This is a genomic window from Zhihengliuella sp. ISTPL4 (assembly GCF_002848265.1).
Taxonomy (GTDB): Bacteria; Actinomycetota; Actinomycetes; order Actinomycetales; family Microbacteriaceae; genus Microbacterium.
Genome location: NZ_CP025422.1, coordinates 3,317,412 through 3,344,057 on the forward strand (window position 1 = coordinate 3,317,412; position 26,646 = coordinate 3,344,057).

27 protein-coding genes are annotated in these 26,646 nt (G+C 70.9%); 19 read left to right on the forward strand and 8 right to left on the reverse strand.

All coding sequences use genetic code 11. The features are described 5' to 3' along the window. Positions 1–41 precede the first annotated feature (41 nt). The 8 genes from CYL12_RS15960 (at position 42) to CYL12_RS15995 (ending at position 7,137) form a co-directional block, all read left to right on the forward strand. Positions 42–497 carry an FAS1-like dehydratase domain-containing protein gene (locus CYL12_RS15960; RefSeq protein WP_101848439.1) on the forward strand — a complete coding sequence of 152 codons (456 nt, stop codon included), beginning with the start codon at positions 42–44 and terminating at the stop codon, positions 495–497. Continuing rightward, entirely contained in the window at positions 494–898 is a 405-nt protein-coding gene (locus CYL12_RS15965) for a MaoC/PaaZ C-terminal domain-containing protein (RefSeq protein ID WP_101848440.1), read from the forward strand. Before CYL12_RS15960 ends, CYL12_RS15965 begins: the two co-directional genes overlap by 4 nt. Continuing rightward, positions 895–2,025, forward strand: coding sequence for a UDP-N-acetylmuramate dehydrogenase (locus CYL12_RS15970; RefSeq protein ID WP_101848441.1), 1,131 nt, complete (start codon positions 895–897; stop codon positions 2,023–2,025). The genes CYL12_RS15965 and CYL12_RS15970 overlap by 4 nt, the downstream gene beginning before the upstream one ends. After that, positions 2,022–2,732 carry a FadR/GntR family transcriptional regulator gene (locus tag CYL12_RS15975; RefSeq protein ID WP_101848442.1) on the forward strand — a complete coding sequence of 237 codons (711 nt, stop codon included), beginning with the start codon at positions 2,022–2,024 and terminating at the stop codon, positions 2,730–2,732. The genes CYL12_RS15970 and CYL12_RS15975 overlap by 4 nt, the downstream gene beginning before the upstream one ends. 133 nt (positions 2,733–2,865) lie before the next feature. Then, positions 2,866–4,293, forward strand: coding sequence for a four-carbon acid sugar kinase family protein (locus tag CYL12_RS15980; protein WP_101848443.1), 1,428 nt, complete (start codon positions 2,866–2,868; stop codon positions 4,291–4,293). Next, positions 4,290–5,180, forward strand: coding sequence for an NAD(P)-dependent oxidoreductase (locus CYL12_RS15985; protein WP_101848444.1), 891 nt, complete (start codon positions 4,290–4,292; stop codon positions 5,178–5,180). The genes CYL12_RS15980 and CYL12_RS15985 overlap by 4 nt, the downstream gene beginning before the upstream one ends. Before the next feature lie 39 nt (positions 5,181–5,219). Next, positions 5,220–6,641, forward strand: coding sequence for a GntP family transporter (locus CYL12_RS15990; protein ID WP_101848445.1), 1,422 nt, complete (start codon positions 5,220–5,222; stop codon positions 6,639–6,641). Between the two features lie 94 nt (positions 6,642–6,735). Then, a complete protein-coding gene (locus CYL12_RS15995) occupies positions 6,736–7,137 on the forward strand; it encodes a VOC family protein (RefSeq protein WP_101848446.1) in 402 nt (133 codons plus the stop codon). A gap of 83 nt (positions 7,138–7,220) precedes the next feature. Here the strand turns inward: CYL12_RS15995 and CYL12_RS16000 are convergent, their stop codons facing one another. Continuing rightward, entirely contained in the window at positions 7,221–8,432 is a 1,212-nt protein-coding gene (locus tag CYL12_RS16000; protein ID WP_101848447.1) for a pyridoxal phosphate-dependent aminotransferase, read from the reverse strand. A gap of 91 nt (positions 8,433–8,523) precedes the next feature. Continuing rightward, positions 8,524–9,618: an alanine dehydrogenase gene (ald, locus tag CYL12_RS16005; protein ID WP_101848448.1), complete on the reverse strand. Its 1,095-nt coding sequence runs from the start codon at positions 9,616–9,618 to the stop codon at positions 8,524–8,526. Positions 9,619–9,725: 107 nt separating this feature from the next. Between ald and CYL12_RS16010 the strand changes: the two genes are divergently transcribed. Further along, positions 9,726–10,244: an Lrp/AsnC family transcriptional regulator gene (locus CYL12_RS16010; protein ID WP_101848449.1), complete on the forward strand. Its 519-nt coding sequence runs from the start codon at positions 9,726–9,728 to the stop codon at positions 10,242–10,244. Between the two features lie 16 nt (positions 10,245–10,260). On the opposite strand, the gene CYL12_RS16015 is transcribed toward CYL12_RS16010, so the two are convergent. Beyond that, the gene (locus CYL12_RS16015) at positions 10,261–11,688 is read right to left on the reverse strand and encodes a MocR-like pyridoxine biosynthesis transcription factor PdxR (protein WP_233486776.1); all 1,428 of its coding nucleotides are present in this window, start codon (positions 11,686–11,688) and stop codon (positions 10,261–10,263) included. A gap of 67 nt (positions 11,689–11,755) precedes the next feature. Between CYL12_RS16015 and CYL12_RS16020 the strand changes: the two genes are divergently transcribed. Beyond that, positions 11,756–12,748 carry an aldo/keto reductase gene (locus CYL12_RS16020; RefSeq protein WP_101848450.1) on the forward strand — a complete coding sequence of 331 codons (993 nt, stop codon included), beginning with the start codon at positions 11,756–11,758 and terminating at the stop codon, positions 12,746–12,748. 13 nt (positions 12,749–12,761) lie between these two features. On the opposite strand, the gene CYL12_RS16025 is transcribed toward CYL12_RS16020, so the two are convergent. The 3 genes from CYL12_RS16025 to aceA all read right to left on the reverse strand — a co-directional run bounded on the left by CYL12_RS16025 (position 12,762) and on the right by aceA (position 16,371). Further along, positions 12,762–13,193: a hypothetical protein gene (locus CYL12_RS16025; protein ID WP_101848451.1), complete on the reverse strand. Its 432-nt coding sequence runs from the start codon at positions 13,191–13,193 to the stop codon at positions 12,762–12,764. Positions 13,194–13,298: 105 nt separating this feature from the next. Then, complete coding sequence (gene aceB, locus CYL12_RS16030; RefSeq protein ID WP_199399154.1) at positions 13,299–14,933, reverse strand: malate synthase A; 1,635 nt, start codon at positions 14,931–14,933, stop codon at positions 13,299–13,301. Between the two features lie 112 nt (positions 14,934–15,045). Beyond that, positions 15,046–16,371: an isocitrate lyase gene (gene aceA, locus CYL12_RS16035; protein ID WP_101848452.1), complete on the reverse strand. Its 1,326-nt coding sequence runs from the start codon at positions 16,369–16,371 to the stop codon at positions 15,046–15,048. Positions 16,372–16,573: 202 nt separating this feature from the next. Between aceA and CYL12_RS16040 the strand changes: the two genes are divergently transcribed. The 7 genes from CYL12_RS16040 (at position 16,574) to CYL12_RS16070 (ending at position 24,349) form a co-directional block, all read left to right on the forward strand. Further along, on the forward strand, positions 16,574–18,016 hold the full coding sequence (locus CYL12_RS16040; RefSeq protein ID WP_101848453.1) for a helix-turn-helix domain-containing protein: 1,443 nt from the start codon (positions 16,574–16,576) through the stop codon (positions 18,014–18,016). A 22-nt stretch (positions 18,017–18,038) separates the two neighbouring features. Next, entirely contained in the window at positions 18,039–19,163 is a 1,125-nt protein-coding gene (locus CYL12_RS16045; protein ID WP_158297211.1) for a DUF6226 family protein, read from the forward strand. A gap of 77 nt (positions 19,164–19,240) precedes the next feature. Then, on the forward strand, positions 19,241–20,344 hold the full coding sequence (locus CYL12_RS16050; protein WP_233486777.1) for an ABC transporter substrate-binding protein: 1,104 nt from the start codon (positions 19,241–19,243) through the stop codon (positions 20,342–20,344). Next, positions 20,344–21,141 carry an ABC transporter ATP-binding protein gene (locus tag CYL12_RS16055; RefSeq protein WP_029989074.1) on the forward strand — a complete coding sequence of 266 codons (798 nt, stop codon included), beginning with the start codon at positions 20,344–20,346 and terminating at the stop codon, positions 21,139–21,141. The genes CYL12_RS16050 and CYL12_RS16055 overlap by 1 nt, the downstream gene beginning before the upstream one ends. Next, positions 21,134–21,982: an ABC transporter permease gene (locus tag CYL12_RS16060; RefSeq protein WP_101848456.1), complete on the forward strand. Its 849-nt coding sequence runs from the start codon at positions 21,134–21,136 to the stop codon at positions 21,980–21,982. The genes CYL12_RS16055 and CYL12_RS16060 overlap by 8 nt, the downstream gene beginning before the upstream one ends. A gap of 110 nt (positions 21,983–22,092) precedes the next feature. After that, positions 22,093–23,472: an NtaA/DmoA family FMN-dependent monooxygenase gene (locus CYL12_RS16065; protein ID WP_101848457.1), complete on the forward strand. Its 1,380-nt coding sequence runs from the start codon at positions 22,093–22,095 to the stop codon at positions 23,470–23,472. Further along, positions 23,465–24,349 (forward strand): ribokinase, encoded by an 885-nt coding sequence (locus CYL12_RS16070; RefSeq protein WP_101848458.1) that lies wholly within the window; start codon positions 23,465–23,467, stop codon positions 24,347–24,349. Before CYL12_RS16065 ends, CYL12_RS16070 begins: the two co-directional genes overlap by 8 nt. A gap of 19 nt (positions 24,350–24,368) precedes the next feature. Here CYL12_RS16070 and CYL12_RS16075 read toward each other — a convergent pair whose 3' ends face one another. Then, positions 24,369–24,971, reverse strand: a complete 603-nt coding sequence (locus tag CYL12_RS16075; RefSeq protein WP_025102352.1) for a PadR family transcriptional regulator — start codon at positions 24,969–24,971, stop codon at positions 24,369–24,371. Between the two features lie 103 nt (positions 24,972–25,074). Between CYL12_RS16075 and CYL12_RS16080 the strand changes: the two genes are divergently transcribed. Beyond that, a complete protein-coding gene (locus CYL12_RS16080) occupies positions 25,075–25,584 on the forward strand; it encodes a flavin reductase family protein (protein WP_025102351.1) in 510 nt (169 codons plus the stop codon). Further along, a complete protein-coding gene (locus CYL12_RS16085; RefSeq protein ID WP_101848459.1) occupies positions 25,581–25,994 on the forward strand; it encodes a riboflavin kinase in 414 nt (137 codons plus the stop codon). The genes CYL12_RS16080 and CYL12_RS16085 overlap by 4 nt, the downstream gene beginning before the upstream one ends. Here CYL12_RS16085 and CYL12_RS16090 read toward each other — a convergent pair whose 3' ends face one another. Continuing rightward, positions 25,995–26,645, reverse strand: a complete 651-nt coding sequence (locus tag CYL12_RS16090; protein WP_233486778.1) for an amino acid deaminase — start codon at positions 26,643–26,645, stop codon at positions 25,995–25,997. Position 26,646: the final 1 nt, after the last annotated feature.

Sequence of the window (26,646 nt, forward strand, 5' to 3'; positions counted from 1 at the left end):
GCGCACGGCGGAGCGTCGGCGGGCCTCGGTAGGATCGACGGGTGGCAGTGAACCAAGAACTCGTCGGTCGGGAGTTCCCGCCGACCGCCCCCTACCTCGTCGGGCGGGAGAAGGTGCGCGAGTTCGCGCGCGCCGTCTTCGCCGACGCTCCGCAGCACACCGACGTCGAGGCCGCCCGTGCGGCCGGCTTCGCCGACGTCGTCGCGCCGCCGACCTTCGCGATGGTCCTGCAGGATCTCACGTTGCAGCAGCTCCTGGCCGAGCCGGACTCCGGCATCGTGCTGGCGCGGACCATCCACGCGGAGCAGCGGTTCCGCTACACGCGCCCGATCGTCGCGGGAGACGAGTTGACCGCGCAGCTGCGCGTCACCGGCATCCGCATGATGGGCGGCAACGCCATGATCACCAGCGAGGCCGAGATCACCGACGAGGGCGGCGCGCACGTCGTCACCGCCACCAGTGTGCTGCTCGTCGGCGCCGAGGAGGAGGCCGCATGAGCGCGTTCACCGTGGGAGACGTGCTCGCCGAGCGCACCGTGCACCTGACCAGGGAGTCTCTCGTCCGCTACGCCGGGGCTTCCGGAGACTTCAACCCGATCCACTATCGCGACGACGTCGCCGCGGCCGTGGGCCTTCCCGGCGTCCTCGCGCACGGCATGCTGACCATGGGCATCGCCTCGTCGGTGGTCGTGGCCGCTCTCGACCCGCAGACCCGGATCCTCGACTACGGCGTGCGCTTCACGAAGCCCGTGGTGGTCGACCCCGAGGCCGGCGCGGACGTGCACGTCGTCGCGACGGTCGGCGCCGTGGACGACGAGTCGGCGCGGATCGACCTCAAGGTCACGGCCGGCGACACGACCGTGCTCGTCAAGGCGCAGCTGCGCGTCGCCGTCCGATGAGTGAGGTCGAGCCGATCCGCCTGGCCGAGCTCACCACGCTCCGCACCGGCGCCGCCCCCGCGCGCATGCGCGAGGCCGCCACGACCGAGGAGCTCATCGCGGTTCTTCGGGAGACCTGGGCGGAGGGCGACCCGTGGCTGGTGCTGGGCGGAGGGTCGAATCTCTTCGTCGGCGACGAGCCGTTCGACGGCACCGTCATCCGCATCCGGACGAGCGGCATCGAGGAGCTCCCGTCGCCGCACCCCGGGCGCATCCGCCTGCGCGTGCAGGCCGGACACGGCTGGGACGACCTGGTGGCGTACGCGGTCGAGCGCGGCTATGCCGGACTCGAGGCGATGAGCGGCATCCCCGGAACCGTGGGCGCCTCGCCCGTGCAGAACATCGGCGCCTACGGCCAGGAGATCCAGGAGACCCTGGTCGAGGTCGAGCTGATCGACGAGGACTCTGGCGAGATCTCCACCGTTCCGGCCGCGGAGCTCGGGCTCGGATTCCGCACCTCGGTGCTCAAGCACCATCACGGGAGCGAGCCGCAGCGCCGGGCCGTGATCCTGTCGGTCACGGTCGATCTGCTGGTCGCGCGCGAGCGCGTGGTCCGCGGCGAACAGCTGCGCCGCGCCCTCGGTCTGACCGACGAGACCCCGGTGCCGCTGACCTGGGTGCGCGAGCGCATCCTGGCCACCCGGGCGTCCAAGGGGATGCTGCTCGACGCGGACGACCCGGACACGCACGGCGTCGGCTCGTTCTTCCAGAACGCGATCGTCACGGCCGCGCAGGCCCGCTCGCTGCCGCCGGAGTGCCCGCGGTGGCCGGTCACCCCCGACCTCGATGCGGTCACCGTCATCCCGCTGGCCTCCTACGACGGGCACGTGCCGCCCGCGAAGACGGAGGCGCCCGACGTGAAGGTGAGCGCGGCCTGGCTCATCGAGCAGGCGGGCATCCGCAAGGGGTTCAAGCTGCCCCGCTCGCGGGCCTCCGTCTCGACCAAGCACGCGCTGGCGCTCACCAACCGCGGGGGTGCTACGGCGGCCGAGGTCGCAGAGCTCGCGCGTTTCATCCAGAACCGCGTGCACGCCGAGTTCGGTCTCGTGCTGCAGCCGGAACCCGTGCTGGTGGGCGTCGACCTGTGATCAAGGTCGAGCGGGTGTCGCGGACGCAGGCCGTCGTGGACGGGCTGCTGGACGCCATCATCGCCGGCCGGCTCGAAGCGGGGCAGCCGCTGCCGCCCGAGGGGGAGCTGGCGGAGCAGTTCGGCGTCTCCCGCCTCACGATGCGCGAGGGCGTCCGCCTCCTGCAGGCGCAGGGGGTGATCGTCGCCGTGCCGGGCACACGGCACCGCATCGCGCCCACCGATGAGTGGACGGGCCTTGACGCGGTCGTCCGGCACGCGCAGAGCGCGGGCGCCCGGGAACGTTCGTCGCTGGAGATGCTCGAGATGCGGATGATGTTCGAGACCGGGGCGGCGGAGTTCGCCGCCGGTCGGCGTACCGAGGAGCATCTCGCCGAGATGGCCGCCCTGCTCGAGGAGATGCAGGCGGCGCACGAGCGGGCTGACGTCGACGCCTTCGTGGCGGCGGACCTGGCCTTCCATGACGTGATCATCCGCGCGGCGGAGAACCGCATCCTCGTCGCGTCGATGCGCCCGCTGACGACGATGCTGCAGGCGACCCGCAGCGAGACGAGCGCCATCCCCGACATCCGCGAGCATGCTCTGGCTGAGCACGCGGCGGTGCTGGACGCGATGCGGACCGGGTCCGGTGCGGCCGCCCGCCAGGCCATGCGCAGCCACATGCGGCAGACCCGCGACGACCTGCTGCACTACGTCCACGGCCGCTGACGCGCGACTCCGGTGGTTTGGAGCGCAGGCGAACGTGGGGTACGCTCATCGTTATCTGATATCGGATAACGATGCAGATCCCCCTGGCCCGTGGCCCCCACCACGGGCCATCTTCCGGAACGAAGGAGTTCGTGTGCACATCGACGATCTGCTGGCCCCCCTGCCCGCACCGGTCGCCGTCACCGCCGCCCAGGTCCGCGCGGAGGCCGACCCGTCGGACGTGATGATCGTCCTCGACGACGACCCGACGGGCACGCAGTCGGTCGCGAACCTCCCCGTCCTCACCCGGTGGGAGCGCGCCGACCTGGACGAGGCGCTCGCGACCGGCGCCGCCGCCGTGTACGTGCTCACGAACACCCGTTCCCTCGACGAGGACGCCGCCGCGGCCCGCAATCGCGAGATCGTCGACGTGGCCCTCGCCGCCGCTGAGGCTCAGGGGCGGCGCGTCACGTTCGTCTCCCGCGGCGATTCGACGCTCCGCGGCCACTTCCCGCTGGAGACCGACGTGCTGTCCGCGGAGGTCGCATCCCGCGCCGGCCACGCCCCCGCGCTGACGCTGCTGGTCCCCGCGTTCCCCGACGCCGGCCGCATCACCGTCGGCTCCGTGCACTACTGGGTGACCGATGGCGAGGCGACCCCGGTCGGCGAGACTCCCTTCGCGGCTGACGCGACCTTCGGCTACGCGTCCTCCGACCTGCGGGAGTGGGTCGCGGAGAAGACGGACGGTCGCATCCCGGCGTCCGCGGTCGCCGGCCTCGACATCCGCACCATCCGCGCCGGCGTGGACGCCGTCGCCCGTTTCCTCGATGCGCTGGCAGACGGCACCGTCGTCGCGGTCGACGTCGTCGAGGAAACCGACATGCGCGTCGTCGCTCTGGCGCTGCACCGGCTGCGAGACCGCGACGTCCTCCTCCGCGTCGGCCCGCCCTACGTGCGCGCGCACATCGGGCAGGAGATCGCCGAGCCGGTACGCGCGGACGACATCCCCTTCGCGCACGACCGTGGCGGCCTGGTGGTCGTCGGCAGCCACGTGCCGCTCACCACCGCGCAGCTCGAAGCCCTCACGGCGGCACGGCCGAACACGCGCACGATCGAGCTCGACGTGCGCGCCCTCATCGGCTCCGAACGCGAGAGCCACCTCGAGACGCAGGCGCAGGCGGTCGCCGAGGCCCTCGCCACGGGGACCGTGATCGTGCACACCACGCGGGAGCTGGTCACGGGCGCTGACGGCGACGAGAGCCTGGCGATCGCCCGCCGCATCTCCAGCGGCGTCGTCGACCTCGTGCGCCGCGTGCTCGCCATCGCCCCGCCCCGCTTCGTGATCGCGAAGGGCGGCATCACCTCGAGCGACGTCGCGAGCGAGGCGCTCGAGATCCGCCGGGCGACCGTGCTCGGCCCCATGCTGCCCGGCCTCGTCTCGCTGTGGCAGCCGGAGACCGGCCCCGCGGTCGGCATCCCGTACGTCGTGTTCGCCGGCAACGTCGGCGACGCGGACTCCCTCGTCACCGTCGTCGCCACTCTCGCAGGCGACGATGGAATCAACCCGGAAGGACACTCATGACATCCACCGTCGCTGTCATCGGACTCGGCGCCATGGGGCTGCCGATGGCCACCCGCCTCGCCGAGCGCTTCGCCGTGCGCGGCTTCGACATCGCCGCCGAACGCGTCGCCCTCGCCGCGGAGGCGGGCGTCACGCCGGCCTCGTCCGCGGCCGACGCCGTGGACGGCGCGGATGCCGTGCTCGTCGCCGTGCGCACCGGCGCGCAGCTCGACGCCCTGCTGTTCGGTGACGACGGGCTCGCCCCGCACCTCGCCGACGGCGCCGTCGTGATCCTCACGAGCACGGTGGGCACCGACGGCATCGATGCGATCGCCGCACAGCTCGCCGCACACGGTGCGCAGCTCGTCGACGCCCCGCTCTCCGGCGGACCGGTCCGGGCAGGGGAGGGCGACCTCCTCATCGTCGTCGGCGCGACCCCGAGCGCTCTGGAGACGGCGCGCCCCGTGCTCGACCAGCTCGCCTCCACGCTGTCCATCGTCGGCGACAAGCCCGGCGACGGCCAGGCGCTGAAGACCGTCAACCAGCTCCTCTGCGGCGTGCACATCGCCGCGGCGGCGGAAGCGCTCGCGCTCGCCGACGCCCTCGGGCTGGACCGCGCCCGCACGCTCGACGCGCTGACGGCCGGTGCGGCCAACTCGTTCATGCTCGGCAACCGCGGCCCGCGCGCCCTGCAGGCCTACGACGAGGACGGCGCCGAAGTGCTCAGCCGCCTCGACATCTTCGTCAAGGACCTCGGCATCGTCGGCGACGCCGCCCGCCGTGCCCACCTGTCCACGCCGGTCGCCGCCGCGGCCGAGCAGCTGTTCCTCCTCGGCGAAGCGCAGGGCCTCGGCGCCCTCGACGACTCCGCCGTCATCCGCGTCGTCGCACCCGAACGACTGTCCTGAGCGCGACGTCGCGCCCTCACTGAAAGAAGAGATCCAGAGATGCTTCCTCTTCCGATCCTCATCCTGATCGGCCTGGCGGGCCTCGGCCTGCTGCTCCTGCTCATCATCCGGTTCAAGATGCAGGCGTTCTACGCCCTCATCCTCGTGTCGATCATCGTCGGCATCGCCGCCGGGCTTCCGCTGACCACGATCCCCGCCGACGGCGACACCCCCGAACAGCTCGGCGTCATCCAGGCGATCATCGCCGGTGTCGGCGGCACGCTCGGCTCGGTGGCCGTGCTCGTCGCCCTCGGGTCGATGCTCGGCAAGATCATCGAGCTGTCCGGCGGTGCCGAGTCGCTCGCGGGGCGCTTCACCGGCTGGTTGGGCCCGAAGCGCGTCGGCATCGCGCTCGTCATCGCCGCCGGCATCCTGGCGATCCCGGTGTTCTTCGACGCCGGCTTCATCATCCTCATCCCCATCGTGTTCGCCTTCTCGAAGGTGGCAGGCCTCAACCCGATCAAGTTCGGACTCCCCGTCGCCGGCATCATGCTCGCCGTGCACGTCGCGGTGCCCCCGCACCCGGGCATCGTCGGCGGTTCGACGATCCTCGGCGCCGACATCGGCTGGGTGACGATCTTTGCGCTCGCGATCTCCGTGCCGCTCGCGGTCCTGTCCTACCTCGTGGCGAAGTGGATCAACACCCGTGAGTTCGCGATGCTCGCTGCGACCAAGGAGATGTACGACAGCTTCGGCACCGAGAAGTCGACGCTCACCGGCGGACTCGGTGAGGGGGAGAAGGCGCCGGGCGCCGGCACGGTCCTCGGCCTCATCCTCCTGCCGCTCGTGCTCATCATGCTCGGCACCGCCGTGGCGCCGCTGTTCGAGGCCGGGACGTTCTGGAACGGGTTCCTCAGCATGGTCGGCCAGCCGATCTTCGCCCTCATGGTCGCGATCGCGGCCGCGATGTACCTGCTCGGTGTGCGCCGCGGCTGGTCGGCCGCCCACCTCGGCGAGGTCATGGAGTCGGCGCTGCCGGCCGCCGCGGTCATCATCCTCGTCACGGGTGCCGGTGGTGCCTTCGGTCGGGTCCTGACCGAGACCGGGATCGGTGGAGCGGTCGCCGAGGTGCTCGCGTCCAGCGGGATGCCCCTGCTGCTCGCGGCCTTCCTCATCTCGCTCATCATGCGCGCCGCGCAAGGCTCGGCGACCGTCGCGATCGCCACGACCGCGGGACTCCTGCTCCCCTCGGTGTCGGCGATGGGGCTCGACACCGTGCACACCGCGCTGCTCGCCGTCGCCATCGGGTACGGCGGCCTCGGTCTCAGCCACGTGAACGACTCCGGATTCTGGGTGGTCACGCGGTACCTCGGTCTGTCGGTCAAGGACGGCCTGCGCACGTGGACGCCGCTGACGACGGTGCTCGGAGTCTCCGGCTTCGTGCTGACCTGGATCCTGTACGCGGTGATCCCGGTCTCCTGACCCTGTCCGCGTGAACGGCCGTCACCTCCGGGTGGCGGCCGTTCGTCGTTCTCGGCGGGTGGTGGCTGCGGCGGCGGCGGACTACGCTCGCGGGATGAGCGGACTGATCCCGTACCTGCTGTTCCCCGGCAACGCCGCCGAAGCGCTCGGCCACTACCGCGATGTCTTCGGCGGTGAGCTCGAACTGATGGACTACGCGAGCGCCGGCCGTCACGACGGCCCGGGCGACGCGATCGCGCACGGACAGCTCGGCGGACCGGTCGAACTCGCCGGAGCCGACGCGGGAGCCGACGACGACGCGGTCCAGATGAGCGGGATGTTCCTCTCGCTGCTCGGCACCGCCGACCCCGGGACGCTGACCCGCTGGTACGACGAACTGGCCGCGGGCGGCCGCGTCATCGATCCCCTCCAGCAGCGCCCGTGGGGAGACTTCGACGGTACCCTGGTCGACCGCCACGGCATCCGCTGGCTGATCGGCTTCCACCCCGAGGACTGACCCGAAACCCCGGGTTCACGCCGAGACCCCCTCGTACCTGCGCAGGTACGAGGGGGTCTCGGCGGTGAAGCGGGGTCTCGGCGTCAGGAGGAAGAGGAGGAGAACAGGCGCTGGAGGCGCTGGACGCCCTCGAGGAGCTGGTCGTCGCCGAGCGCGTACGACATGCGGATGTAGCCGGACGGACCGAACGCCTCGCCGGGGACGACCGCGACCTCGGCCTGGTCGAGGATGAGGTCGGCGAGCTCCAGTGAGGTCGTCGGGGTCACGCCGCCCCAGGTTCGGCCGAGCAGGCCCTGCACGTCGGGGTAGACGTAGAACGCACCGAGCGGGTTCGGGACCACGAGCCCGTCGATCTTCGACAGCTCCGACACGATGAGCTGCCGGCGACGGTCGAAGGCCTCGCGCATCTTCTCGGCCTCGTCCTGCGGGCCGTTGAGCGCCGCGATCGCCGCCTTCTGCGCGACGTTGTTGACGTTGCTCGTGAGGTGCGACTGCAGGTTGCCGGCGATCTTGATCGCGTCGGCGGGACCCACCATCCAGCCCACGCGCCAGCCGGTCATGGCGTAGGTCTTGGCGACGCCGTTGACGAGGATGGTCTGGTTCGCGGCCTCCGGCACGGCATCCACGATCGAGGTCGCCTTCACGCCCTCGTAGGTGAGGTTCTGGTAGATCTCGTCGCTGATGATCCAGATGCCGTGCTCCACGGCCCACTCGCCGATGGCCTTCGTCTCCTCGGCCGTGTACACGGAACCGGTGGGGTTCGACGGCGACACGAAGACGAGGACGGTGGTGCGGTCGGTGCGCGCGGCCTCGAGCTGCTCGACGGTGACCTTGTACTCCTGATCGGCGCCGGCGAAGACCTCGACGGGGATGCCGTCGGCCAGACGGATCGCCTCCGGGTAGGTCGTCCAGTAGGGCGCCGGCAGCAGCACCTCGTCGCCGGGGTTCACGACGGCCTGGAACGCCTGGTACACCGACTGCTTGCCGCCGTTGGTCACGATGACCTGTGCGGGGGAGACCTCGAGGCCGGAGTCGCGGAGCGTCTTGGCGGCGACCGCCTCACGCAGCGCCGGGAGCCCGGGAGCCGGGGTGTAGCGGTAGCTCGCGGGGTCGGCCAGTGCCTCGGCCGCCGCGTCCACGATGAACTGCGGCGTGGCGAAGTCGGGCTCGCCCGCGGCATACGAGATGACGGGCTTGCCCTCGGCCTTGAGGGCCTTGGCCTTGGCATCGACCTTGAGGGTCGCGGACTCGGCGATGGCGGACAGCTTGCGGGAGAGAGGAGCGCGTTCGGTCACGGTTACGAGCGTACTCGGGTCGCCTCGCGGCCGGTCGGGGGAGTCGTCATCAAGAACCGCTGTTCTTTCCACCGGCGGATCCCCGAGGGCGTCAGTCGGTGGAGAGGCCGTGCGCCTGCGCGACGGCGTCCAGCGTGATGCGCCCGCCCTGCACGTTGAGGCCCTTCGCGAGGGCACCGTCTTCGGAGGCTGCCCGCTCCCAGCCCTTCGCCGCGATGGCCGAGACGTAGGGGAGCGTGGCGTTCGTCAGGGCCCGGGTCGCGGTCGTCGGCACGGCCCCCGGCATGTTCGCGACGCAGTAGTAGATGGAGTCGTGCACCGCGAAGGTCGGGTCGTCGTGCGTGGTCGGACGGGAGCCCTCGAAGCATCCGCCCTGGTCGATCGCGATGTCGACGAGCACGGATCCCGGCTTCATGGCCGCGACCATGTCGTCGGTCACCAGCTTGGGGGCCGCGGCGCCGGGGATGAGGACCGAGCCGATCACGAGGTCTGCCGTCGTCAACTCCTCGGCGATGTCGTACCGGCTCGACGCCCGGGTCTCCAGGGCACCGCCGTAGCGGTGCTCGAGCTCGCGCAGCCGCGGGAGCGCCACATCGACGACGGTGACCTTCGAGCCGAGTCCGAGCGCGTTCGCGGCGGCGTGCTCGCCCGCGACGCCGCCGCCGATCACGACGGTCTTCGCCCGAGGGGTGCCGGCGATGCCACCCAGCAGCATGCCGCGGCCGCCCTGCGAACGCAGCAGCGAGTGGGACCCCATGATGACGGAGAGGCGGCCGGCGATCTCGCTCATCGGCACGAGCAGCGGCAGGGTGCGATCAGGCAGCTGCACCGTCTCGTAGGCGACCGCGGTCGTGCCGGCCGCGACGAGCGCCTCGGTCAGCGGACGGTCGGCCGCGAGATGGAGGTAGGTGAAGAGCGTGAGGTCGGGACGGAGGAAGCCGTACTCCTCGGCGATCGGCTCCTTGACCTTGATGAGCAGATCGGCCTCGCCCCACGCGTCGGCGGCGGTCGCGACGATCTCCGCACCGGCCGCGCGGTAGGCATCGTCATCGATGCTCGATCCGACCCCGGCGCCGGACTGCACGAGCACCCGATGCCCTTCCCGGACGAGGCGATCGGCTCCGGCCGGGGTGAGGGCGACGCGGTTCTCGTTGTTCTTGACTTCGGTCGGGACGCCGATCTTCATCGATCCTCCAGGTGTCGGGGGCGCAGGGTGCAGACAAGGATCGCAGAAACGTCGAGAGATCGACAGATTCGATGAAGACTCTTCGGTTCGCGCCATGATCCTGAATAATGCTTCGTATGACCACCGCCTCCGCGTCCTCCGCGCCGAACAGCGTTCGGGCCCCCGCGCTCGACTCCACCGACGCGCGGATCGTGCAGCTTCTCACCGCGGACGGGCGGATGACGAACGCCGAGCTCGCGGGACGGCTCGGGGTCGCCCCGTCGACCGCACACGCACGCCTGCGCGGGCTGATCGAGCGTGGGGTCATCACCGGGTTCCACGCGAGTGTGGACGAACGGGAACTCGGCGCCGGACTCCAGGCGATCATCGGCGTCAGTCTGCGCCCCGCCGCCCGACGGGAGAGCATCGTCGAGTTCGCCGAGCGGGTGCGCGCGCTGCCGCAGGTGATCCAGGTCTTCTTCCTCGGCGGAGACGACGACTTCCTCCTGCACATCGCCGTCGCCGACTCGTCGGAGATGCGCGAGTTCGTGCTCGAGCATCTGTCGGCGCAGAGCAGTGTGGCCTCCACCAGGACGAGCATCGTGTTCGACTATCACCGCAACTCGGTGGCCGCGTCGTTCCACTGAAGCGGCGACGCCGGCCTCACTCGGCGGCGTTGCGGATGAGGAGCGCGAGGCGGGCCACGGCTTCCTCGATCAGCGCGTCGTCCAAGTTGCCGTAGCCGAGCACCAGAGACTCCCGCCGCGGAGTGGCGGTGACGTAGCGCTGCAGCGCCGTGAGCCCCAGGCCGAGCTCGGCACCCCCCGAGGTGAGGGCCGCGGCGCGGGTTCCCGTCGGCAGTGCGAGCACGAGGTGCATCCCCGCCGCGATCCCCGTCACGTCGAGGCCGGGAAGGTCACGGCGAATGGCGTCGAGCAGCCGCGCCCTGCGGTGCCGGAACCGGGAGCGCGCGGTGCGCAGGTGGCGCTCGAAGTCGCCGCGGGTGAGGAAGTGGGCGAGAGCGGCCTGGTCGACGAGGGAGGGAGGGCTCGCAGAGATCGGCGGTGAGATCGTCGTCGGCAGCAGCATCCAGCCGAGTCCGAGCGCCGGGGAGACCGACTTCGAGAGGGAGCCGATGAGTGCGACGTGGTCGGGGGCGAGTCGTTGCAATGCGGGGATCGGTCGCCGGTCGTAGCGGAACTCTGCGTCGTAGTCGTCCTCGATGATGAGAGCACGGTGCGCGCGAGCCCAGCGGATCACCTGTTCGCGCCGGCCGGGGGAGAGCGCCGCGCCGAACGGGAACTGGTGCGCCGGGGTCACCAGTGCCGCCCGGGCGCCGGTCTGCGCGGAGAGGGCGGCGAGGACATCCGTGTCGACGCCGTCCTCGTCGACGGGCACCGGGACGGGGCGAAGGCCGTTGCTCTCCGCCACGGCGCGCAGCCGCGGCCAGCTCGGGTCTTCGACGAGGATCGTGCGGTGTCCGCGGCGATGCAGTTCTCGGGTGAGGAGATCCATGCCGTCGGTCGCCCCGTGCGTGATCGTGACACGGGCCGCGTCCGGGTCCGCGCGGCGAGAGCGGGAGAGATAGGCGGCGACGGCGTCGCGAGCCGGGGCATACCCCCGGGGATGCGCGGCGGCGAGGTCGTGATCCGGAAGGCTGGCCAGGGCATTACGGAGAGCCGCTGCCCAGCGCGAGCGGGGAGTGGCGCGCAGGTCGGGGATGCCGGGACGCAGGTCGTATCGGATCGGCGGGGCTGCGTCGGAAGAGGGAGACGGGCCGGGCGCCGGCGGCCGAGGCAGTGCGGTGCCGGGCCCCAGCGAGACACGGGTAGCGGAGCCCGTCCGCGCGTCCAGCACCCCCTCCGCGACGAGCTGGCCGTACGCCTCGGTGACCACCCAGCGGGAGACGCCGAGAGTCTCCGCCAGCGCACGACTGGGAGGGAGGGCCGATCCCGGTTCCAGGCGTCCCTCGTCGATCGCGCGACGCAGCGCCCTCTCGACGCGGTCGCGCAGCGAGGACCGTGCGCCGGGCGTATCGGCATCGAGGTCCAGGAGTGTCTCCCAAGCGAGGATTGGTCTGGACTTCTGCATCGTGATTGGAGTGTAACGCCGAGCCGTTGTGTTCCTACGGTGGAGCCATCCCCGAGAAAGGACCACCATGCAGTACCGCACTCTCTCCGACGGCCGCACCTCCTTCGAGGTCTCCACGCTCTGCCTCGGCGCCATGAACTTCGGCACCCGCACCGACGAGGACACTGCGCGCGCGATCCTCGACCGCTTCGTCGAGGCCGGCGGCACGTTCATCGATACCGCGAACAACTACAGCCTCTGGGCCGGCGGCACCGGCCGTGACAGCGAACAGCTCCTGGGCCGCTGGATGGCAGACCGCGGCAACCGCGACGCCCTGCGCATCGCCACCAAGCTCGGCGCGGCGCAGAAGGATCCCACGAAGCCGCTGTCGAACACGCCCCCCACCAACTTCGAGGGCCTGTCGGCCGAGGTCATCCGTCGCCAGGGACCGGAGAGCGCGCGACAGCTCGGCATCGACCACATCGACGTGCTCTATGGTCACGTGGATGACACCGAGGTGCCGCTTGCCGAGACGGTCGGCGCGTTCGCCGAACTGCAGCACGCTGGGCTCATCGGCATCGCCGGGATCTCGAACGTCCCCACCTGGCGCGTCGTCGAGGCTCGCGAGGAGGCTCGCCGCCAGGGCGCCGCCCCATACGGCGTCGTCCAGCAGCAGTACAGCTACCTGTATCCGGCACCTCGTCTCGGCCGGAACAACTTCGTCACGCCCGATCTCCTCGGCTACGCGGCCTCCACCGGCACCGCAGAGCGCCCGCCCCTCGCGATCACGGTGTACTCGCCGCTGCATCAGGGAGCGATCGCCCGGCTCGACAAGCCGCTGTGGGGCGGGGTCGATCACCCGACGAGCCACGCGCGGCGTGCGCTGCTGCACGAGGTGGCGCGGGAGATCGGTGCGACGCCGAACCAGGTCGCCCTCGCCTGGCTGCTCGGCGCCGAGGTGCCGGTGATCCCGGTGATCGGCGTCTCGTCGCTCGCGCAATTGGAGGAGGCGCTGGGAGCGGCCGACCTGGTGCTGGACGCCGAGGTCCGCGAGCGTCTCGACGCCGAGCCGGGCGACTGAGCGGGCGTCGCGGTCAGGCGCCGTAGGAGGCGGGCAGGGAGCAGTAGTCGGCGAACCGCCGCCGCGGCCGCGCGGGGTCGGTCACATCGATGATCGCGCCCGCGACCGTGTGCGGCGGCTCGTCGCCGGCCAGCTGCCACACCGCGTAGTTCCACTTGCCGCGGGTGCGCTCGCCGAGCAGCGACGCCGGCCCGGAGACGAGCAGGATGGTGTCGCTCTTCGGGCCCTCGCGGAATGCCGTGACCACTTCTCGGACGCCCGCTTCGTCGCCGGCTGCGGAATGCTCCCGCTCGACCTGCTGCCCGGCAGCGGACAACGCGGTCGTGAGGTCGTCCGCGGCCCGGCGCGAGCGCTCGGCGTCCGCGCCGGCCACCGCGAGCAGGCGTCTGCCGCGCGGGTAGGAGTGCAGGAACTCGGTGGCGATGTCCGCCCAGGCGTCCGTCATGCCCCCAGGCTACGCCCGCCACAAAGGCGGCGGGACCGTCTGCCTGCGCACCGACGGGACAGCCTCGGGGTCGCGGTATCCGCACCCCGAGGCTGCCCCGCGGCGTCAGTCCTCCTCGACCAGGAACCGGCTGTAGGCGCCCAGGGTCAGGAACGTGGGGAACTCCTCGCGGAGCGCGACCTCGCGGAAGATCTCGGCGGCGTCGTCGAAGCGGTCGCCCTCGCGCCGCTCGACCTCGTCCAGCACCTCGCCGATCAGCCCCTCGACGTACTCGACCGTGATGGGGGCGCCCTCCTGCGTGCTGCGGTCCTGGTGGATCCACTGCCACACCTGCGAGCGGCTGATCTCGGCGGTCGCGGCATCCTCCATGAGGTTGTCGATCGCCACGGCGCCGAGGCCGCGCAGCCAGGCCTCCAGGTAGCGGATGGCGACGGAGACGTTGTCCCGTACGCCCTGCGCGGTGATCGGGCGGCCGATGTGCAGGTCGAGCAGATCGCGGGCCTCCACATGCACGTCGTCGCGTCGGCGGTCGACCTGATTCGGGCGGTCGCCGAGCACGGCGTCGAACTCGGCCTGCGCCGTCGGGATCAGGTCGGGATGGGCGACCCAGGTGCCGTCGAAGCCGTCGCCGGCCTCGCGCTTCTTGTCGGCCGACACCTTGTCGATCGCCCGCGCCGTCACCTCGGGGTCGCGGCGGTTCGGGATGAACGCGCTCATGCCGCCGATCGCGAAGGCGCCGCGCTTGTGGCACGTCTGCACGAGCAGCTCGGTGTACGCCCGCATGAACGGCACCGTCATCGTGACCTCGCTGCGGTCGGGGAGCACGAAACGGGCGCCGCGGCCGCGGTAGTTCTTGATGATGGAGAAGATGTAGTCCCAGCGTCCGGCATTGAGGCCCGCGCAGTGGTCGCGCAGCTCATAGAGGATCTCGTCCATCTCGAAGGCCGCCGGCAGGGTCTCGATCAAGACGGTCGCCCGGATGGTGCCGTGCGGGATGCCGATGTACTCCTCGCTGAAGGAGAAGACGTCGTCCCACAGCTTCGCCTCCTCGCTCGACTCGAGCTTGGCGATGTAGAAGTACGGTCCGCGGCCGGCCTCGATCAGTGCCTGCGCGTTGTGCAGGAAGTAGAGGCCGAAGTCGACCAGCGACCCCGATGCCGAGGCGCGGCGGCCGGCGCGGTCGATGAAGGCGAGGTGCTTCTCCGGCAGGTGCCACCCGCGCGGACGCATCACGATCGTGGGTGTGCGCTCGGCGGTGACGCGGTACTCCTTGCCCTCGGGGGAGGTGAAGGAGAGCTCGCCACGGATCGCGTCGCGGAGGGACAGCTGCCCCTCGATGACGTTCCTCCAGGTGGGGCTCGTGGCGTCCTCCTGGTCGGCGAGCCACACCCGCGCGCCGGAGTTCAGGGCGTTGATCGTCATCTTCGGGTCGGTGGGGCCGGTGATCTCGACGCGGCGGTCCTCGAGCCCGGGTCCGGCGCCCGCGACCCGCCATGCGGTGTCCTGGCGGATGTGTGCGGTGTCCTCTCGGAACTGCGGGTCGTGCCCGTTCCCGATCTCGAAGCGGCGGCGCATCCGGTCGGCCAGCCGGTCATGGCGGCGGGAGGCGAACCGGTGGTGGAGTTCGGTGAGGAAGGCGATCGCCTCCGGGGTGAGGATCTCGTCGTAGCGGTCGCGCAGGGGCCCGGCGATCTCGATCGCGGGTCCTTGTCGGGTCGTCTGCATCGGTGCGGTGGTCATGATGGTGTCCTTTGTCGTGTGCTTCGACAGGCTCAGCAACCCAGGTGTCGGTCTCAGCAACCCAGGCGGTTGGGTCCCTGAGCCTGTCGAAGGGCTGAGCCGGTCGAGGTGGTCAGTGGAACTGGGCGGCCTCGGTGGAGCCCGCCAGGGCGAGGGTCGCGCTGTCGGGGTTGAGCGCGGTGGAGATGACGTCGAAGTAGCCGGTGCCCGCCTCGCGCTGGTGCTTGGTGGCGGTGTACCCGTCGGCTTCGGCGGCGAACTCGGCTTCCTGCAGTTCGACGTAGGCGCTCATGGCGCGCTCGGCGTAACCGCGGGCGAGGTCGAACATGGAGTGGTTCAGGGCGTGGAATCCGGCCAGCGTGATGAACTGGAACTTGTAGCCCAGGTCTGCCAGCTCCTGCTGGAACGTCGCGATCTCGGCGTCCGACAGGTGGCGCTTCCAGTTGAAGCTCGGCGAGCAGTTGTAGGCCAGGAGCTTACCGGGGAACTGCGCGTGGATCGCCGCGGCGAACTCCCGTGCCAGCGCGATATCCGGCTCCCCGGTCTCGACCCAGAGCAGGTCGGCGTAGGGGGCGAACGCGAGGCCGCGACTGATGACCGACTCGATGCCGGGGCGGATCCGATAGAAGCCCTCGGACGTGCGCTCGCCGGTGGTGAACTCGCGGTCGCGCTCGTCGACGTCGCTTGTGAGGAGGTCGGCGGCGAGAGCGTCGGTGCGGGCGATGATGACGGTCGGCACGCCCGCGACGTCCGCCGCGAGGCGGGCCGCGTTCAGCGTGCGGATGTGCTGCTGCGTGGGCACGAGCACCTTGCCGCCGAGGTGGCCGCACTTCTTCTCGCTGGCCAGTTGGTCCTCCCAGTGGATGCCGGCGGCGCCGGACTGGATGAGCGACTGTGCGAGCTCGTAGGCATTGAGCGGCCCGCCGAAGCCCGCCTCGGCGTCGGCGACGATCGGCGCGAGCCAGTCCTGCGTGACCTCGCCCTCCGCGTGCTCGAGCTGGTCCTGCCGCAGCAGGGCGTTGTTGATGCGACGCACGACCGCCGGCACCGAGTTCGCGGGGTAGAGCGACTGGTCGGGGTAGGTCTGTCCGGCGAGGTTGCCGTCCGCGGCGACCTGCCAGCCGGAGAGGTAGATGGCCTTCAGCCCGGCGCGCACCTGCTGCACGGCCTGGCCTCCCGTGTAGGCGCCGAGAGCCCGGATGTAGTCCTCCGTGTGGAGGAGGTTCCAGAGGTTCTCCGCGCCCCGGTGGGCGAGGGTGGCGTCCTCGCGGACCGAGCCGCGGATGCGGATGACGTCCTCGGCGGAGTAGGTGCGCTCGACGCCGTCCCACCGCGGGTCGGTGTCCCAGATCTCCTGGAGCTCGGCGGCCGTCTGAACCTGGTCGCCGGCGCGCAGACCGGCGGGACGCAGCGTCGGGGTGTGGGCAGTGTTCGTCATGGTGTCTCCTCGTCGAGTGGGCCGCTGAGCCTGTCGAAGCGTCCAGCGGTGTGGCGTGGTTCCACTGTGTGTGAACTTCTGTCCCATCGACGACCGAGGGAGGAGAGAAGATCAGCCGAAATTCTGTTTCTGTGACAGAATGCTTCGACAAGCTCAGCAACCCCGGGTGGCGAGTGGGTGAACCAGCGGCGAGGAGGCCACGATGCCCGAGGCAGAACAGACCGACGCCCTCACCGTCGGGCGACGTATCCGCCAGCTGCGCACAGCGCGGGGGCTGACGCTCGAGGAACTCGCCGCCGCGGTCGATCGGGCGCCGAGCCAGATGTCGATGATCGAGACCGGCAAGCGCGAGCCGAAGCTCACGCAGCTCCAGGCCATCGCGCGTGCCCTCGGGGTGACCATCGACGCGCTGCTCACGGGGGAGCCGCTCGACGAGCGCAGCGCGATCGAGATCGCCCTGGAGCGCGCCATGAAGGGGCAGACGTTCCAGGCGCTGGGCATCGCGCCGTTCCGCATCGGCAAGACCGTGCCGACGGAGGCGCTGAAGGCGCTGCTGGCGCTGCAGGGGGAGATCGACCGGCTCAAGGACGAACGCGCCGCGACACCGGAGGAGGCCCGGCGGGCCAATGTCGAGCTCCGGCACCTGATGCGCCGACAGGACAACCACTTCGCCGAGTTGGAGGCCAAGGCGGCCGAACTGCTCGCGGCGGTCCGGCACCCCGGCGGTCCGCTCACGCAGCGCACCGCTTCCGAGATCGCCGCGCACCTCGGCTTCACCCTGCACTACGCGCCCGACCTGCCGCAGACGACCCGAAGCGTCGCCGACCTCGCGAACGGCCGGCTGTACCTGTCGAGCAGTGTGCCGGCGAAGGGGGATGCCCGCACCGCCGTGCTGCAGGCGCTGTCGAGTCGCATCCTGGGACATTCCGAGCCGCGCAGCTACGCCGAGTTCCTCCGGCAGCGGGTGGAGACGAACTACCTCACCGGTGCCCTGCTGATGCCGGAGGCCGACGTCGTTCCCGCCCTGAAGGAGGCGAAGCAGCGTCGGGCGATCTCCATCGAAGACCTCCGCGATGCCTACTCGGTGTCGTACGAGACGGCGGCGCACCGGTTCACGAACCTCGCCACCCGGCACCTCGACATCCCCGTGCACTTCCTCAAGGTGCACGAGTCGGGCACGATCACCAAGGCGTACGAGAACGACGACGTGAACTTCCCGACCGACCGGCTCGGCGCGATCGAGGGACAGATGTGCTGCCGCCGGTGGACCTCCCGGGTCGTCTTCGACGAGGACGACCGCTTCAACCCGTACTACCAGTACACCGACACCGGCAACGGCACCTACTGGTGCACCGCCCGCGTGGAGGCGTCGAGCGAGGGCCTGCACTCGGTGAGCGTGGGGGTGCGGTTCGATGACACGAAGTGGTTCGTCGGCAGGGACACCCCGCACCGCGGTGTGTCGAAGCACTCGGTCGAGGTGTGCTGCCGACGGGCTCCCGCCGAACTGGAGGAGCGGTGGCGCGAGCACTCCTGGCCCAACGTGAAGACCCCGCGCACGCTGCTGGCGACGTTGCCCACCGGAGCGTTCCCCGGCGTGGACACCACCGACGTGTACGAGTTCCTGGAGTCGCACGCGCCGCGGTGATCCGGCTCGGTACGCTCGGTCGATGAGCAGTGATGTGTTCCCGGGGCCGCTCGGCCCGATGCCCGAGGCGGGTGCCGCCGCGATCCTGTGGATGCCCCCGCAGGCGGACGCATCGGGACCGGTGCGCTTCGTCGACGGCTTCGAGCCGTTCACCGACTTCCTGCGGAGCCACGGGATCGACCCCGCGCCGCTGGCCGACGACCTCGCGGCGACCTGGAACGTGGTGGCAGCACGCCCGGAGATCCTCGACCGCGCAGACCTCGCGGCGGCGGCCGCACGCTTCGTCGGCAACGTCATCGCGGTCGTGCACCCGGCGGCGACATGGCGGATGACGAACGAACCGGAGATCGGGACGAACACCATCTCCATTCCCGTCGCCGGCCTCGTGCAGGGCATGGTGCAGCAGCCCGACCAGCGGGACGAGTTCCTCCGGATGCTCCGCTCGTGGGAGCAGGACGATCGTGACGACGAGGAGATGAGAGCGCTGTCCGCGGAGGACGCTCCCGCCGCCGTCGTCCCGGCGCGCGCCTACGTGCGTCCCGCTCTCCCGACCCCGCTGTTCTTCGACGACCGCGGCGAGGTCATCCGTTACGGACGCCGCTGGCCCGATGGCACCGCGCCGGAGGAGTCGTACTCTCGGGAGTCCCACCCGGAGCGCTTCGCACCGCTGCTTCTCGTGGTCGATGCACTCGTCGATCACCTCTCCCGCGAGTACGAGGTCGAGGCGCGGCGAGAGGCGGGGGAGGGCGGGACGGAGCGCATCGTGCTCGCACCGGCGCGCGGTGCGCGAGTCATCATCACGCCGACCGTTCCCTCCGTCCGCGTCGAGGCTGGCGCCCTCTTCCACGCGATCGTGCCGTCGTGCGTCTGCGATGCGTGCGATGAGACCGCCGAGACGGCGGCGGACGAGCTGGAGCGGATCCTGCTGTCGGTCGCCGCCGGTGGCTTCCGGGAGAAGTACCCCGTCGGTCGCCGTGCGTGGCTGTACACGGAGATCCGGTCGCCGGACGGCGAGCGGCGGGAGAGCAGCTCAGGCCCCGCCCCGGACCACTCCGCCGAGGATCACGAGCGCGCGGCGGCCCTGCTGAGCGGGCTCGACGACGGCTGGTGGCCTGCCTGGCCGCTCCGCTCGACCGTACGAACTTAGTTTGATCTTGCTTAGTCAAGATTGACTATGTTACTTTCATCGAGCCATCAATGACGAACGGCCGAGAAGGGACCCTCATGGCTACTTCCTCTGCGGAAACCCGATTCCGCACCACTGCCACCCTGACGTGCGTTCTCGCCGCCACGCTGACGCTCGGAGCATGCTCCTCGCCGGCGCCCGGCGGCGATACCGCCCCCACGAGCGCGGGCGGCAGCGACGCCTGCCAGCGCAACCAGGATGCCGGCACCATCACCTACATCTCCGGCTACGGGTACTCCGCCAGCGCCGGGCAGCTCGACGTGTTCCTGGCGAAGGAGCTGGGCTACTTCGACGACCTCTGCCTCGACGTGGAGATTAACGCCTCCGGCGCGAACGGGCAGCAGCTCGTCGCCTCGGGGCAGGCGCAGTTCACCGCTCTCGGCTCCGCCTCCGACGTGATGCTCGCCGCGGCGAACAGCAAGAACCTCACCGCAGTCGCGACCTACGGCACGACCCCGCCGTTCTCGATCTTCGGCAACGAGAAGCTCACCGACCTCACCGACCTCGAAGGCGGTTCGCTCGGGTACTTCATCAACCTCACGCCCATCGCCTCGGCCATGCTCGACGAGGCCGGCGTCGACGTCTCGAAGGTCGAGATGGTGAAGATGACCAACTACGACCCGACCGTCGTCGTGCGCGAGCAGGTCGATGCGATCGTCGGCTACGCCTCCAACCAGCCGCAGACACTCAAGGCACAGGACCTCCCGTTCAGCGAGTTCCTGCCCTCCGACCTCGGCGTCGAGGGCACGTACAACGTCATGGAGGTGAACTCGCGCTTCCTCGACGAGCACCGCGAGGTCGCGGCCGACTTCATGCGCGCGAGCCTCAAGGCCCTGCAGTTCTGTCTCGACGAGGCGGACGAGTGCATCGACATGCTGGCGGCCCTCGCGGAGGAGAACGGCCAGGGTGCGGCATTCCCGCGCGATCAGCTCGCCCGCACGTGGGAGGTCGAGTCGGCCTGGGTGCGCGAGAGCGCGGGCGGCAAGCCCGGCGTGCAGACGGCGGACATGTGGCAGCCGGAGTACGAGATCGTGCAGGAGTACGGCGACGTGAAGGACCTCCCCGCCATCGCCGACATGATGGACCCGGATCTCGTGGCGGACCTGTACGACGGCGACACCCTCATCTGGGCGGAGAAGTGATGACCGCGGCACAGGGGGCGGGCGTCGAGGTCAGGAACGTCTCGAAGGCCTTCGGCGTCGACGGAGCCCAGGTGACCGTGCTCGACGACGTGAGCCTCACGATCGGCATGGGCGAGTTCGTGTCGGTGATCGGCCCCAGCGGCTGCGGCAAGTCCACGCTGCTCAAGGTGGTCGCCGGACTCCTCGACGCCGACTCCGGCACCGTCACGATCGACGGCGAGAGCGTCACGGCGGCCTCCCGCGACAAGAAGATCGGTCTCGTCCCGCAGTCCCCGGCGCTGCTGCCGTGGAAGACGGTGCGCGAGAACGTCGAGCTCCCCGTGCGGATCAACCGCGGGGCCAACGGCGACCGCGCCCTCCGCGACCCGGCCGAGCTGCTGTCGACGTTCGGGCTCGGCCATGCGCTGAAGAAGTACCCCGGGCAGCTCTCCGGCGGTATGCAGCAGCGCGCCGCGATCGCCAGGGCCTTCGTGTTCGATCCGGCGATCATGCTGATGGACGAGCCGTTCTCGGCCCTCGACGAGATGAACCGGGACCTGCAGCGCATCGCCCTGCTGGACTTCTGGCAGTCGAACCGCAAGGCCGTGATGTTCGTCACGCACTCGGTGCCGGAGGCGATCATGCTGTCCGACCGCATCGTGGTCATGGCGGCCCACCCCGGACGCATCGCCGAGGTGATCGATGTGAACCTCCCGCGGCCGCGGACCGAGGAGGCGTACGCGACAGACGAGTTCCGCGACCTGGAGGCAGTCGTGCGCGGTGCGCTGCGCGCGCAGACGGAGAAAGCCCATGTCTGAGCTGACGATAAGAGACACCACCGCCACCCTCGCCACCGCCCGGCTGAAGGCGCAGCCCCGCCGCGGCATCCCCGGGTGGCTCCGCTGGGGCTCCTGGGTGCCGACCCTGATCACGTTCGTGATCGCGGCCCTGCTCTGGCAGATCGTGGCGTGGACCAACCCCTACGTCCTCCCGACGCTGGAGGCCATCGGCGCCAGCCTCGTCGAGGACGCGGGGATGTACTGGTCGAACTTCCTCGTGACGCTGCTCGAGGTCGTCGTCGGCGCCTCGGCCGGCATCCTCGCGGGTTTCCTCCTGGCGGTCGTGATGGCCGAGTTCCAGATCATCGAGCGCGCCGTCATGCCGCTGGTCATCATCGTGATGGTGACGCCGATCGTCGCGATCGCCCCGGCGCTCGTCGTCGCCTTCGGGTTCGGCATGGTGCCGAAGTTCATCGTCACCGGCCTCGTGGTGTTCTTCCCGATGCTCGTGAACTCGCTCGCCGGCCTCCGCGACGTGGACCAGAAGGCGCTCGACGTGTTCACGACGCTGCACGCCTCGCGGTGGGAGATCTTCCGCGAGCTGCGGTTCCCCGGCAGCATGCCCTACGTGTTCGCCGGTCTGCGGATCGCGCTGCCCCTCGCCGTGGTCGGCGCGGCCGTGGCCGAGTTCGTCGCGGCAGGACAGCAGGCCGGTCTCGGCTCCCTCGTCACCACGTCGGCCGCGCAGGCGAATCTGTCCGTGACCTGGGCGAGCATCGCCCTGCTCTGCCTGCTCGGGGTGCTGCTCATCGTGCTCCTCGCGGTCGTGCGCCGGCGCGTCCTGTGGTGGAGCGACGGCGAGGTCACCGCGAAGGGCTGAGCTCACCACCCCCCCGGTCCCGGGGACGCGACCCCTGCGCCCCCGGGTTCCCCCGGCGTGCCCGGAAACTCCGAACGAAACCATCCCCCACTCCCAGGAAGGCATCCGCCATGACCGCTCAGCACCCCGTGAAGACCCTGCGGCTCGGACTCTTCGAGAACGCCCAGGCCAACGACTCCGGCACCGCGACCTGGCGCCACCCCGACAACCGGCGCTATCTCTTCGACAAGCTCGACTACTGGCGCGACACCGCGCGCCTGGTCGAGGACGCGGGGTTCGACTTCCTCTTCCTCGCCGACGCGTGGGGCTGGGCCGACGTCGCCGGCGAGCGTCCGGACATCTGCTCCGTCGAGGGCCTGGACCTGCCGCGGCTCGACCCGGCGATCATCCTCGCCGCGCTCATCCCGGAGACCACTCGCCTCGGCCTCGTCGCCACAGGGTCGACCCTGCTCGAGCCGCCGTACTCCTTCGCCCGGCGCCTGGCCACCCTCGACATCCTGTCCGGCGGCCGGATCGGCTGGAACGTCGTCACCACCGGCACCGCCGACACCGCGGTGCAGGGCTTCGGTGTGCCGATGGTCGGGCACGACGAGCGCTACCTGATGGCGGACGACTTCATGCAGGTCGTCTACAAGCTGTGGGAGGAGGCCTGGGAGGAGGGCGCGCTGGAGCGCGACAAGGCGGGCCGTTTCGCCGACCCGGCCAAGGTGCACCGCATCGTGCACGACGGGCCCTACTTCCGCTCGCACGGCTACGGCAACACGCAGCGCTCGCCGCAGGGCACGCCGGTGCTGTTCCAGGCCGGGGCGTCGCCTGCCGGCCGCGAGTTCGGCGGCAAGCACGGCGAGGCGATCTTCGTGGGGAGCGGCTCGGTAGAGCAGCTCCGTGCGCACTCCTCGGCGATCCGCGAGGAGGCGGTGAAGAACGGCCGTGGCGCGCACGAGGTGAAGATCATGTCGGCGTTCGCCGCGGTCGTCGGCAGCACCGAGGAAGAGGCGCGCCGCACGTATGCGGAGGTCGCCGACGCACAGAACCCCGAGGTCACCGTGGCGTCCTACGCCTGGTTCACCGGCCTCGATCTGTCGTCGTACGACCCGAGCACGCCGATGTCGGAGCTCAGCACCGAACTCTCGCAGACGCAGGTCGCCCGCTTCGCCGACAAGACGGTGGGCGACGTGCTGGGCGACTGGCACGCGCACGGGGTAGGCGCCCGGCCCATCGTGGGTACGCCGGAGCAGGTGGCGGACCGGATGATGGAGCTTGCCGACGGCGCGGACCTCGACGGGTTCCTCTTCGCCCCGGTGATCCCCCCGGCGTCGACCGCCGACTTCATCGAGCAGGTGCTGCCTATTCTCAAGGAGCGCGGGGCGATCACCGACCCCGCCGCCGAGCCGCAGTCGCTGCGGGAACGGCTGATGGGCACCCCGACGCCCGCACTCGCCGAGTCCCACGTGGGCTCGTCGTTCCGGCGGACGATGGCCCGTGTCTGAGACCCTCGCCGGCGTGGCCATCGTGGGGAGCGCGAACCTCGATCTCGTGGTCGAGGTCTCGCGCCCACCCCGCGTCGGCGAGACGCTGCTCGGTCGGGCCGGGGGACGCTTCCCCGGCGGCAAGGGCCTCAATCAGGCCGTCGCGGCGGCGCGCACCGGAGCCTCGACGCGATTCTGCGGTGTCGTCGGAGCGGACGAGGCGGGGGCCGTGCTGGAGGCGGCGCTCACGGAAGCGGGCGTGGACGCCGCGCTCCGCCGCTCCGCGTCCGCGCCGACCGGGGTCGCGCATGTGCTGGCCTTCGACGACGGCGACAACAGCATCCTCGTGGCGGCGGGGGCGAACGGCGAGCTCACTCCGGAGGACGCCGTGGCCGGGATCGCCGGGGCGGCTGTGGTGCTCGCCCAGCTCGAGGTGCCGTTCGCCGCGGTCGCCGCGGCCCTCGTGGCCGCCCGGGGTGCGGGGGCGCGCACGATCCTCAATGCCGCCCCCGCGCACGAGGCGGCGGTCGAGCTGCTCCCGGAAGTGGACGTGCTGGTCGTGAACGAGACGGAGTGCGCGGAGCTCGGCGGCGTCGAGCGGCTCCTCGGCGCCGGTGCCGGAGCGGTCGTGCTCACGGAGGGGGCCGCGGGTGTGACGCTGCATCGGCCGGGACGGCCCGGGGCGCACGTGGCGGCCTTCCGCATAGACGCCGTCGACACGACGGGAGCCGGGGACGCCTTCTGCGGCGCCCTCGCCGCCGGGCTCGCCCAGGGTCGAGACACCGAGCACGCTCTCGTGCGCGCCTGTGCCGCGGGGGCGATCGTCGCCCGACACCGCGGGGCGACCACCCCGGCGCTCACCGCCGATGCCCTCAACGCCCTGGTGGCCGGGCGCTGAGTCGCGTGCGCCCTGCGGGTCACCGCGGGGGAGCGGGTTCCGCCTCCGTCGTCTCCGCCGTCTCGCCGGCGAACGTGTACGCCCCGGCGCGCAGCCGCTCCAGCAGCGTCAGGAGCCACTCCTTCTCGGCGGTGAGTCGGGCGGTGGAGAGGTCGAAGATCTCGCGGACGTACTCCGGGGTCGTCTCCGAGCGCAGGGTGTCCTGCACGTCGAAGCCGTTCTGCGTGATGATCGCGTCGCTCTTGATGAGCCGATGCTCGAGCCCGGCGATGACCTCCTGCCGGCTGAGGACGAACATGAACGAGGCCACGGTCATGATCGCCTGGGTGTCGAAAGCCGCGACGTTCCACAGGTTCTCACGCAGCATGCGCTGCAGTTCCACCTCGCCGGCCGGGGTGATGCGGTAGGTGGTGCGCGCCGGGCGCTTGCCCTCGGTCTCGGTGCCGCTCTCCGCCACGTAGCCGTCGACCTCGAGCGCGCGGAGGGCGTTGTAGATCGAACCGGGCTGGATGTGCGCCCATTCGTCGACGTGCCACGTCATGAGCTCGCGGCGGAGGAAGTAGCCGTGAACGGGCTGGAACTGCTTGACGGCGCCGAGGACGACGAGGCGGGTGGTCGACATGCGCTTCATGCTAACGGCTCGGTGTCGTGAAATCTGTTGTTTGCATGGTCAAAAATGCATATGATTCAAACTAGTCAAAGTTGACTAACGAAAGGACTTCGTGATGACCACTGCCGTGACCGACGCCCTGCCGCGGGACCGCGCTCTCCGTCGCGCCTTCTCCGTCTACCCGACCGGTGTGGTCGCGCTGGCCGCCCACGTCGAGGACCGTGCCGTCGGCATGGCGGTCAACTCCTTCACCTCGATCTCGCTGGAGCCCGCGCTCGTCGCCGTCAGCGCCGCCCGCACCTCGAAGACGTGGCCCGTCCTCCGAGCCGTCCCCGAGCTGGGGATGAGCGTCCTCGCCGCGCACCACGAGCCGCTCAGCCGCTCGCTGTCCGCGCGCGAAGGGGACCGATTCGGCGGCCATGCCTGGCATCGCTCCGAGGGCGGAGCGGTGTTGATCGACGACGCCGCGCTCTGGCTCACCTGCCGGCTGCACAGCACGTTCGACGGTGGAGACCACGAGATCGCGCTCTACGAGATCCAGGACGTGACGCTCTTCGACGACGTCGAGCCGCTCGTGTTCCACCAGAGCCGCTACCGCGCGATCTCGCCCGCCGCAGACGTGTGACCGAACCGGCGCTCCCGGTGCTCTCCGGCCTGGTCGTCCCCGGCGACGGTCGCGGGCGGCTGCTCGGCTTCCCGACCGCGAACCTCGCCCTGCCCGAGCGCCTGCTGCCCGACGATGGGATCTATGCGGCGTGGGTGCGGCTGTCCGGCGACGACCGACGGTGGGAGGCGACGGCGAGCGTCGGTGTCAATCCGACGTTCTGCGGCGACCGGGCGCGGCGTCTCGAGGTCCACCTGCACGACGTCGACCGCGACCTCTACGGACAGCGGCTGTCGGTCGAGCTCGTGGCGCTGCTCCGGCCGACGCTGCGCTTCGACGCGGTCGAGGAGCTCGTCGCCCGGACTGCCGCCGACGTCGCGGCTTCCCGGCAGCTCCTCGCCGCGGAGCGGCGCACGTTCGCACGACGCTGACTACACCGCGTTCCAGCGAAGTCGCGGCAGAGAGGGGAACTCGGTGAGGATCGCCGCCGCGTCGGTCACGGGGAAGAGCGTGACCGGGAGCGCGCGGAGCCCCGGCGAAGGTGCGACCGCGTACGCCAGGGCGGCCGGCCCCTCCGGCGCGCTCAGAAAGACCCGACTCTCGCGGCCGGCGACGACGACCGTGGAGCTGTGGGGGGCTGCGGACAGGGCGGCGGCTGCGGCGGTCGCTCGGGCCAGGAGTGTCGGGCCGGGGAGCCAGGGCAGGAAGGCGTTCTCGGGGAGTCCGCAGGCGACGGGCAGCGCAGGGGTCAACCAGCGGTCGCTCTTGAGGCCGTAGGGGGTGGGCTCCCGCGAGAGCAAGTATCCGTAGCAGTGCAGGAGCCCGGCGTTGCCAGTAGGCCAGGTCGCAGGGAGGCCCGTGCGCCGATGGAGTTCGTCGAACAGGGCGGGCGCGATGACACCCGTGCCGGTGTTCTCATCGACCGCGGTCGACCGGCCCCACGCGGCGAAGCGGCCCGCGTCTGCATCGGCGCGGAGCGAGGCGTCGAGCCAGGGCAGCGCGTCGATCGCGTCCTGTGCGGCGACCGGGGCGTTGGTCGCGGCGTGGTCGGCGGCGTGCATGAGGGCGGCGAGTTCGGACACG

Excerpts from the sequence above, each read along its gene's own strand:
- CYL12_RS16015 (WP_233486776.1), bottom strand. The coding sequence starts at position 11,688 with ATGCAGAAGTCCAGACCAATCCTCGCTTGGGAGACACTCCTGGACCTC.
- aceA (WP_101848452.1), bottom strand. The coding sequence starts at position 16,371 with ATGACGAACACTGCCCACACCCCGACGCTGCGTCCCGCCGGTCTGCGC.
- CYL12_RS16055 (WP_029989074.1), top strand. The coding sequence starts at position 20,344 with ATGACCGCGGCACAGGGGGCGGGCGTCGAGGTCAGGAACGTCTCGAAG.
- CYL12_RS15995 (WP_101848446.1), top strand. The coding sequence starts at position 6,736 with ATGAGCGGACTGATCCCGTACCTGCTGTTCCCCGGCAACGCCGCCGAA.
- CYL12_RS16020 (WP_101848450.1), top strand. The coding sequence starts at position 11,756 with ATGCAGTACCGCACTCTCTCCGACGGCCGCACCTCCTTCGAGGTCTCC.
- CYL12_RS16010 (WP_101848449.1), top strand. The coding sequence starts at position 9,726 with ATGCTTCGTATGACCACCGCCTCCGCGTCCTCCGCGCCGAACAGCGTT.
- CYL12_RS15970 (WP_101848441.1), top strand. The coding sequence starts at position 895 with ATGAGTGAGGTCGAGCCGATCCGCCTGGCCGAGCTCACCACGCTCCGC.
- CYL12_RS16065 (WP_101848457.1), top strand. The coding sequence starts at position 22,093 with ATGACCGCTCAGCACCCCGTGAAGACCCTGCGGCTCGGACTCTTCGAG.
- CYL12_RS15985 (WP_101848444.1), top strand. The coding sequence starts at position 4,290 with ATGACATCCACCGTCGCTGTCATCGGACTCGGCGCCATGGGGCTGCCG.
- CYL12_RS16075 (WP_025102352.1), bottom strand. The coding sequence starts at position 24,971 with ATGTCGACCACCCGCCTCGTCGTCCTCGGCGCCGTCAAGCAGTTCCAG.
- CYL12_RS16060 (WP_101848456.1), top strand. The coding sequence starts at position 21,134 with ATGTCTGAGCTGACGATAAGAGACACCACCGCCACCCTCGCCACCGCC.
- CYL12_RS16040 (WP_101848453.1), top strand. The coding sequence starts at position 16,574 with ATGCCCGAGGCAGAACAGACCGACGCCCTCACCGTCGGGCGACGTATC.
- CYL12_RS15990 (WP_101848445.1), top strand. The coding sequence starts at position 5,220 with ATGCTTCCTCTTCCGATCCTCATCCTGATCGGCCTGGCGGGCCTCGGC.
- ald (WP_101848448.1), bottom strand. The coding sequence starts at position 9,618 with ATGAAGATCGGCGTCCCGACCGAAGTCAAGAACAACGAGAACCGCGTC.
- CYL12_RS16025 (WP_101848451.1), bottom strand. The coding sequence starts at position 13,193 with ATGACGGACGCCTGGGCGGACATCGCCACCGAGTTCCTGCACTCCTAC.
- CYL12_RS16080 (WP_025102351.1), top strand. The coding sequence starts at position 25,075 with ATGACCACTGCCGTGACCGACGCCCTGCCGCGGGACCGCGCTCTCCGT.
- CYL12_RS16045 (WP_158297211.1), top strand. The coding sequence starts at position 18,039 with ATGAGCAGTGATGTGTTCCCGGGGCCGCTCGGCCCGATGCCCGAGGCG.
- CYL12_RS15965 (WP_101848440.1), top strand. The coding sequence starts at position 494 with ATGAGCGCGTTCACCGTGGGAGACGTGCTCGCCGAGCGCACCGTGCAC.
- aceB (WP_199399154.1), bottom strand. The coding sequence starts at position 14,933 with ATGACCACCGCACCGATGCAGACGACCCGACAAGGACCCGCGATCGAG.
- CYL12_RS16050 (WP_233486777.1), top strand. The coding sequence starts at position 19,241 with ATGGCTACTTCCTCTGCGGAAACCCGATTCCGCACCACTGCCACCCTG.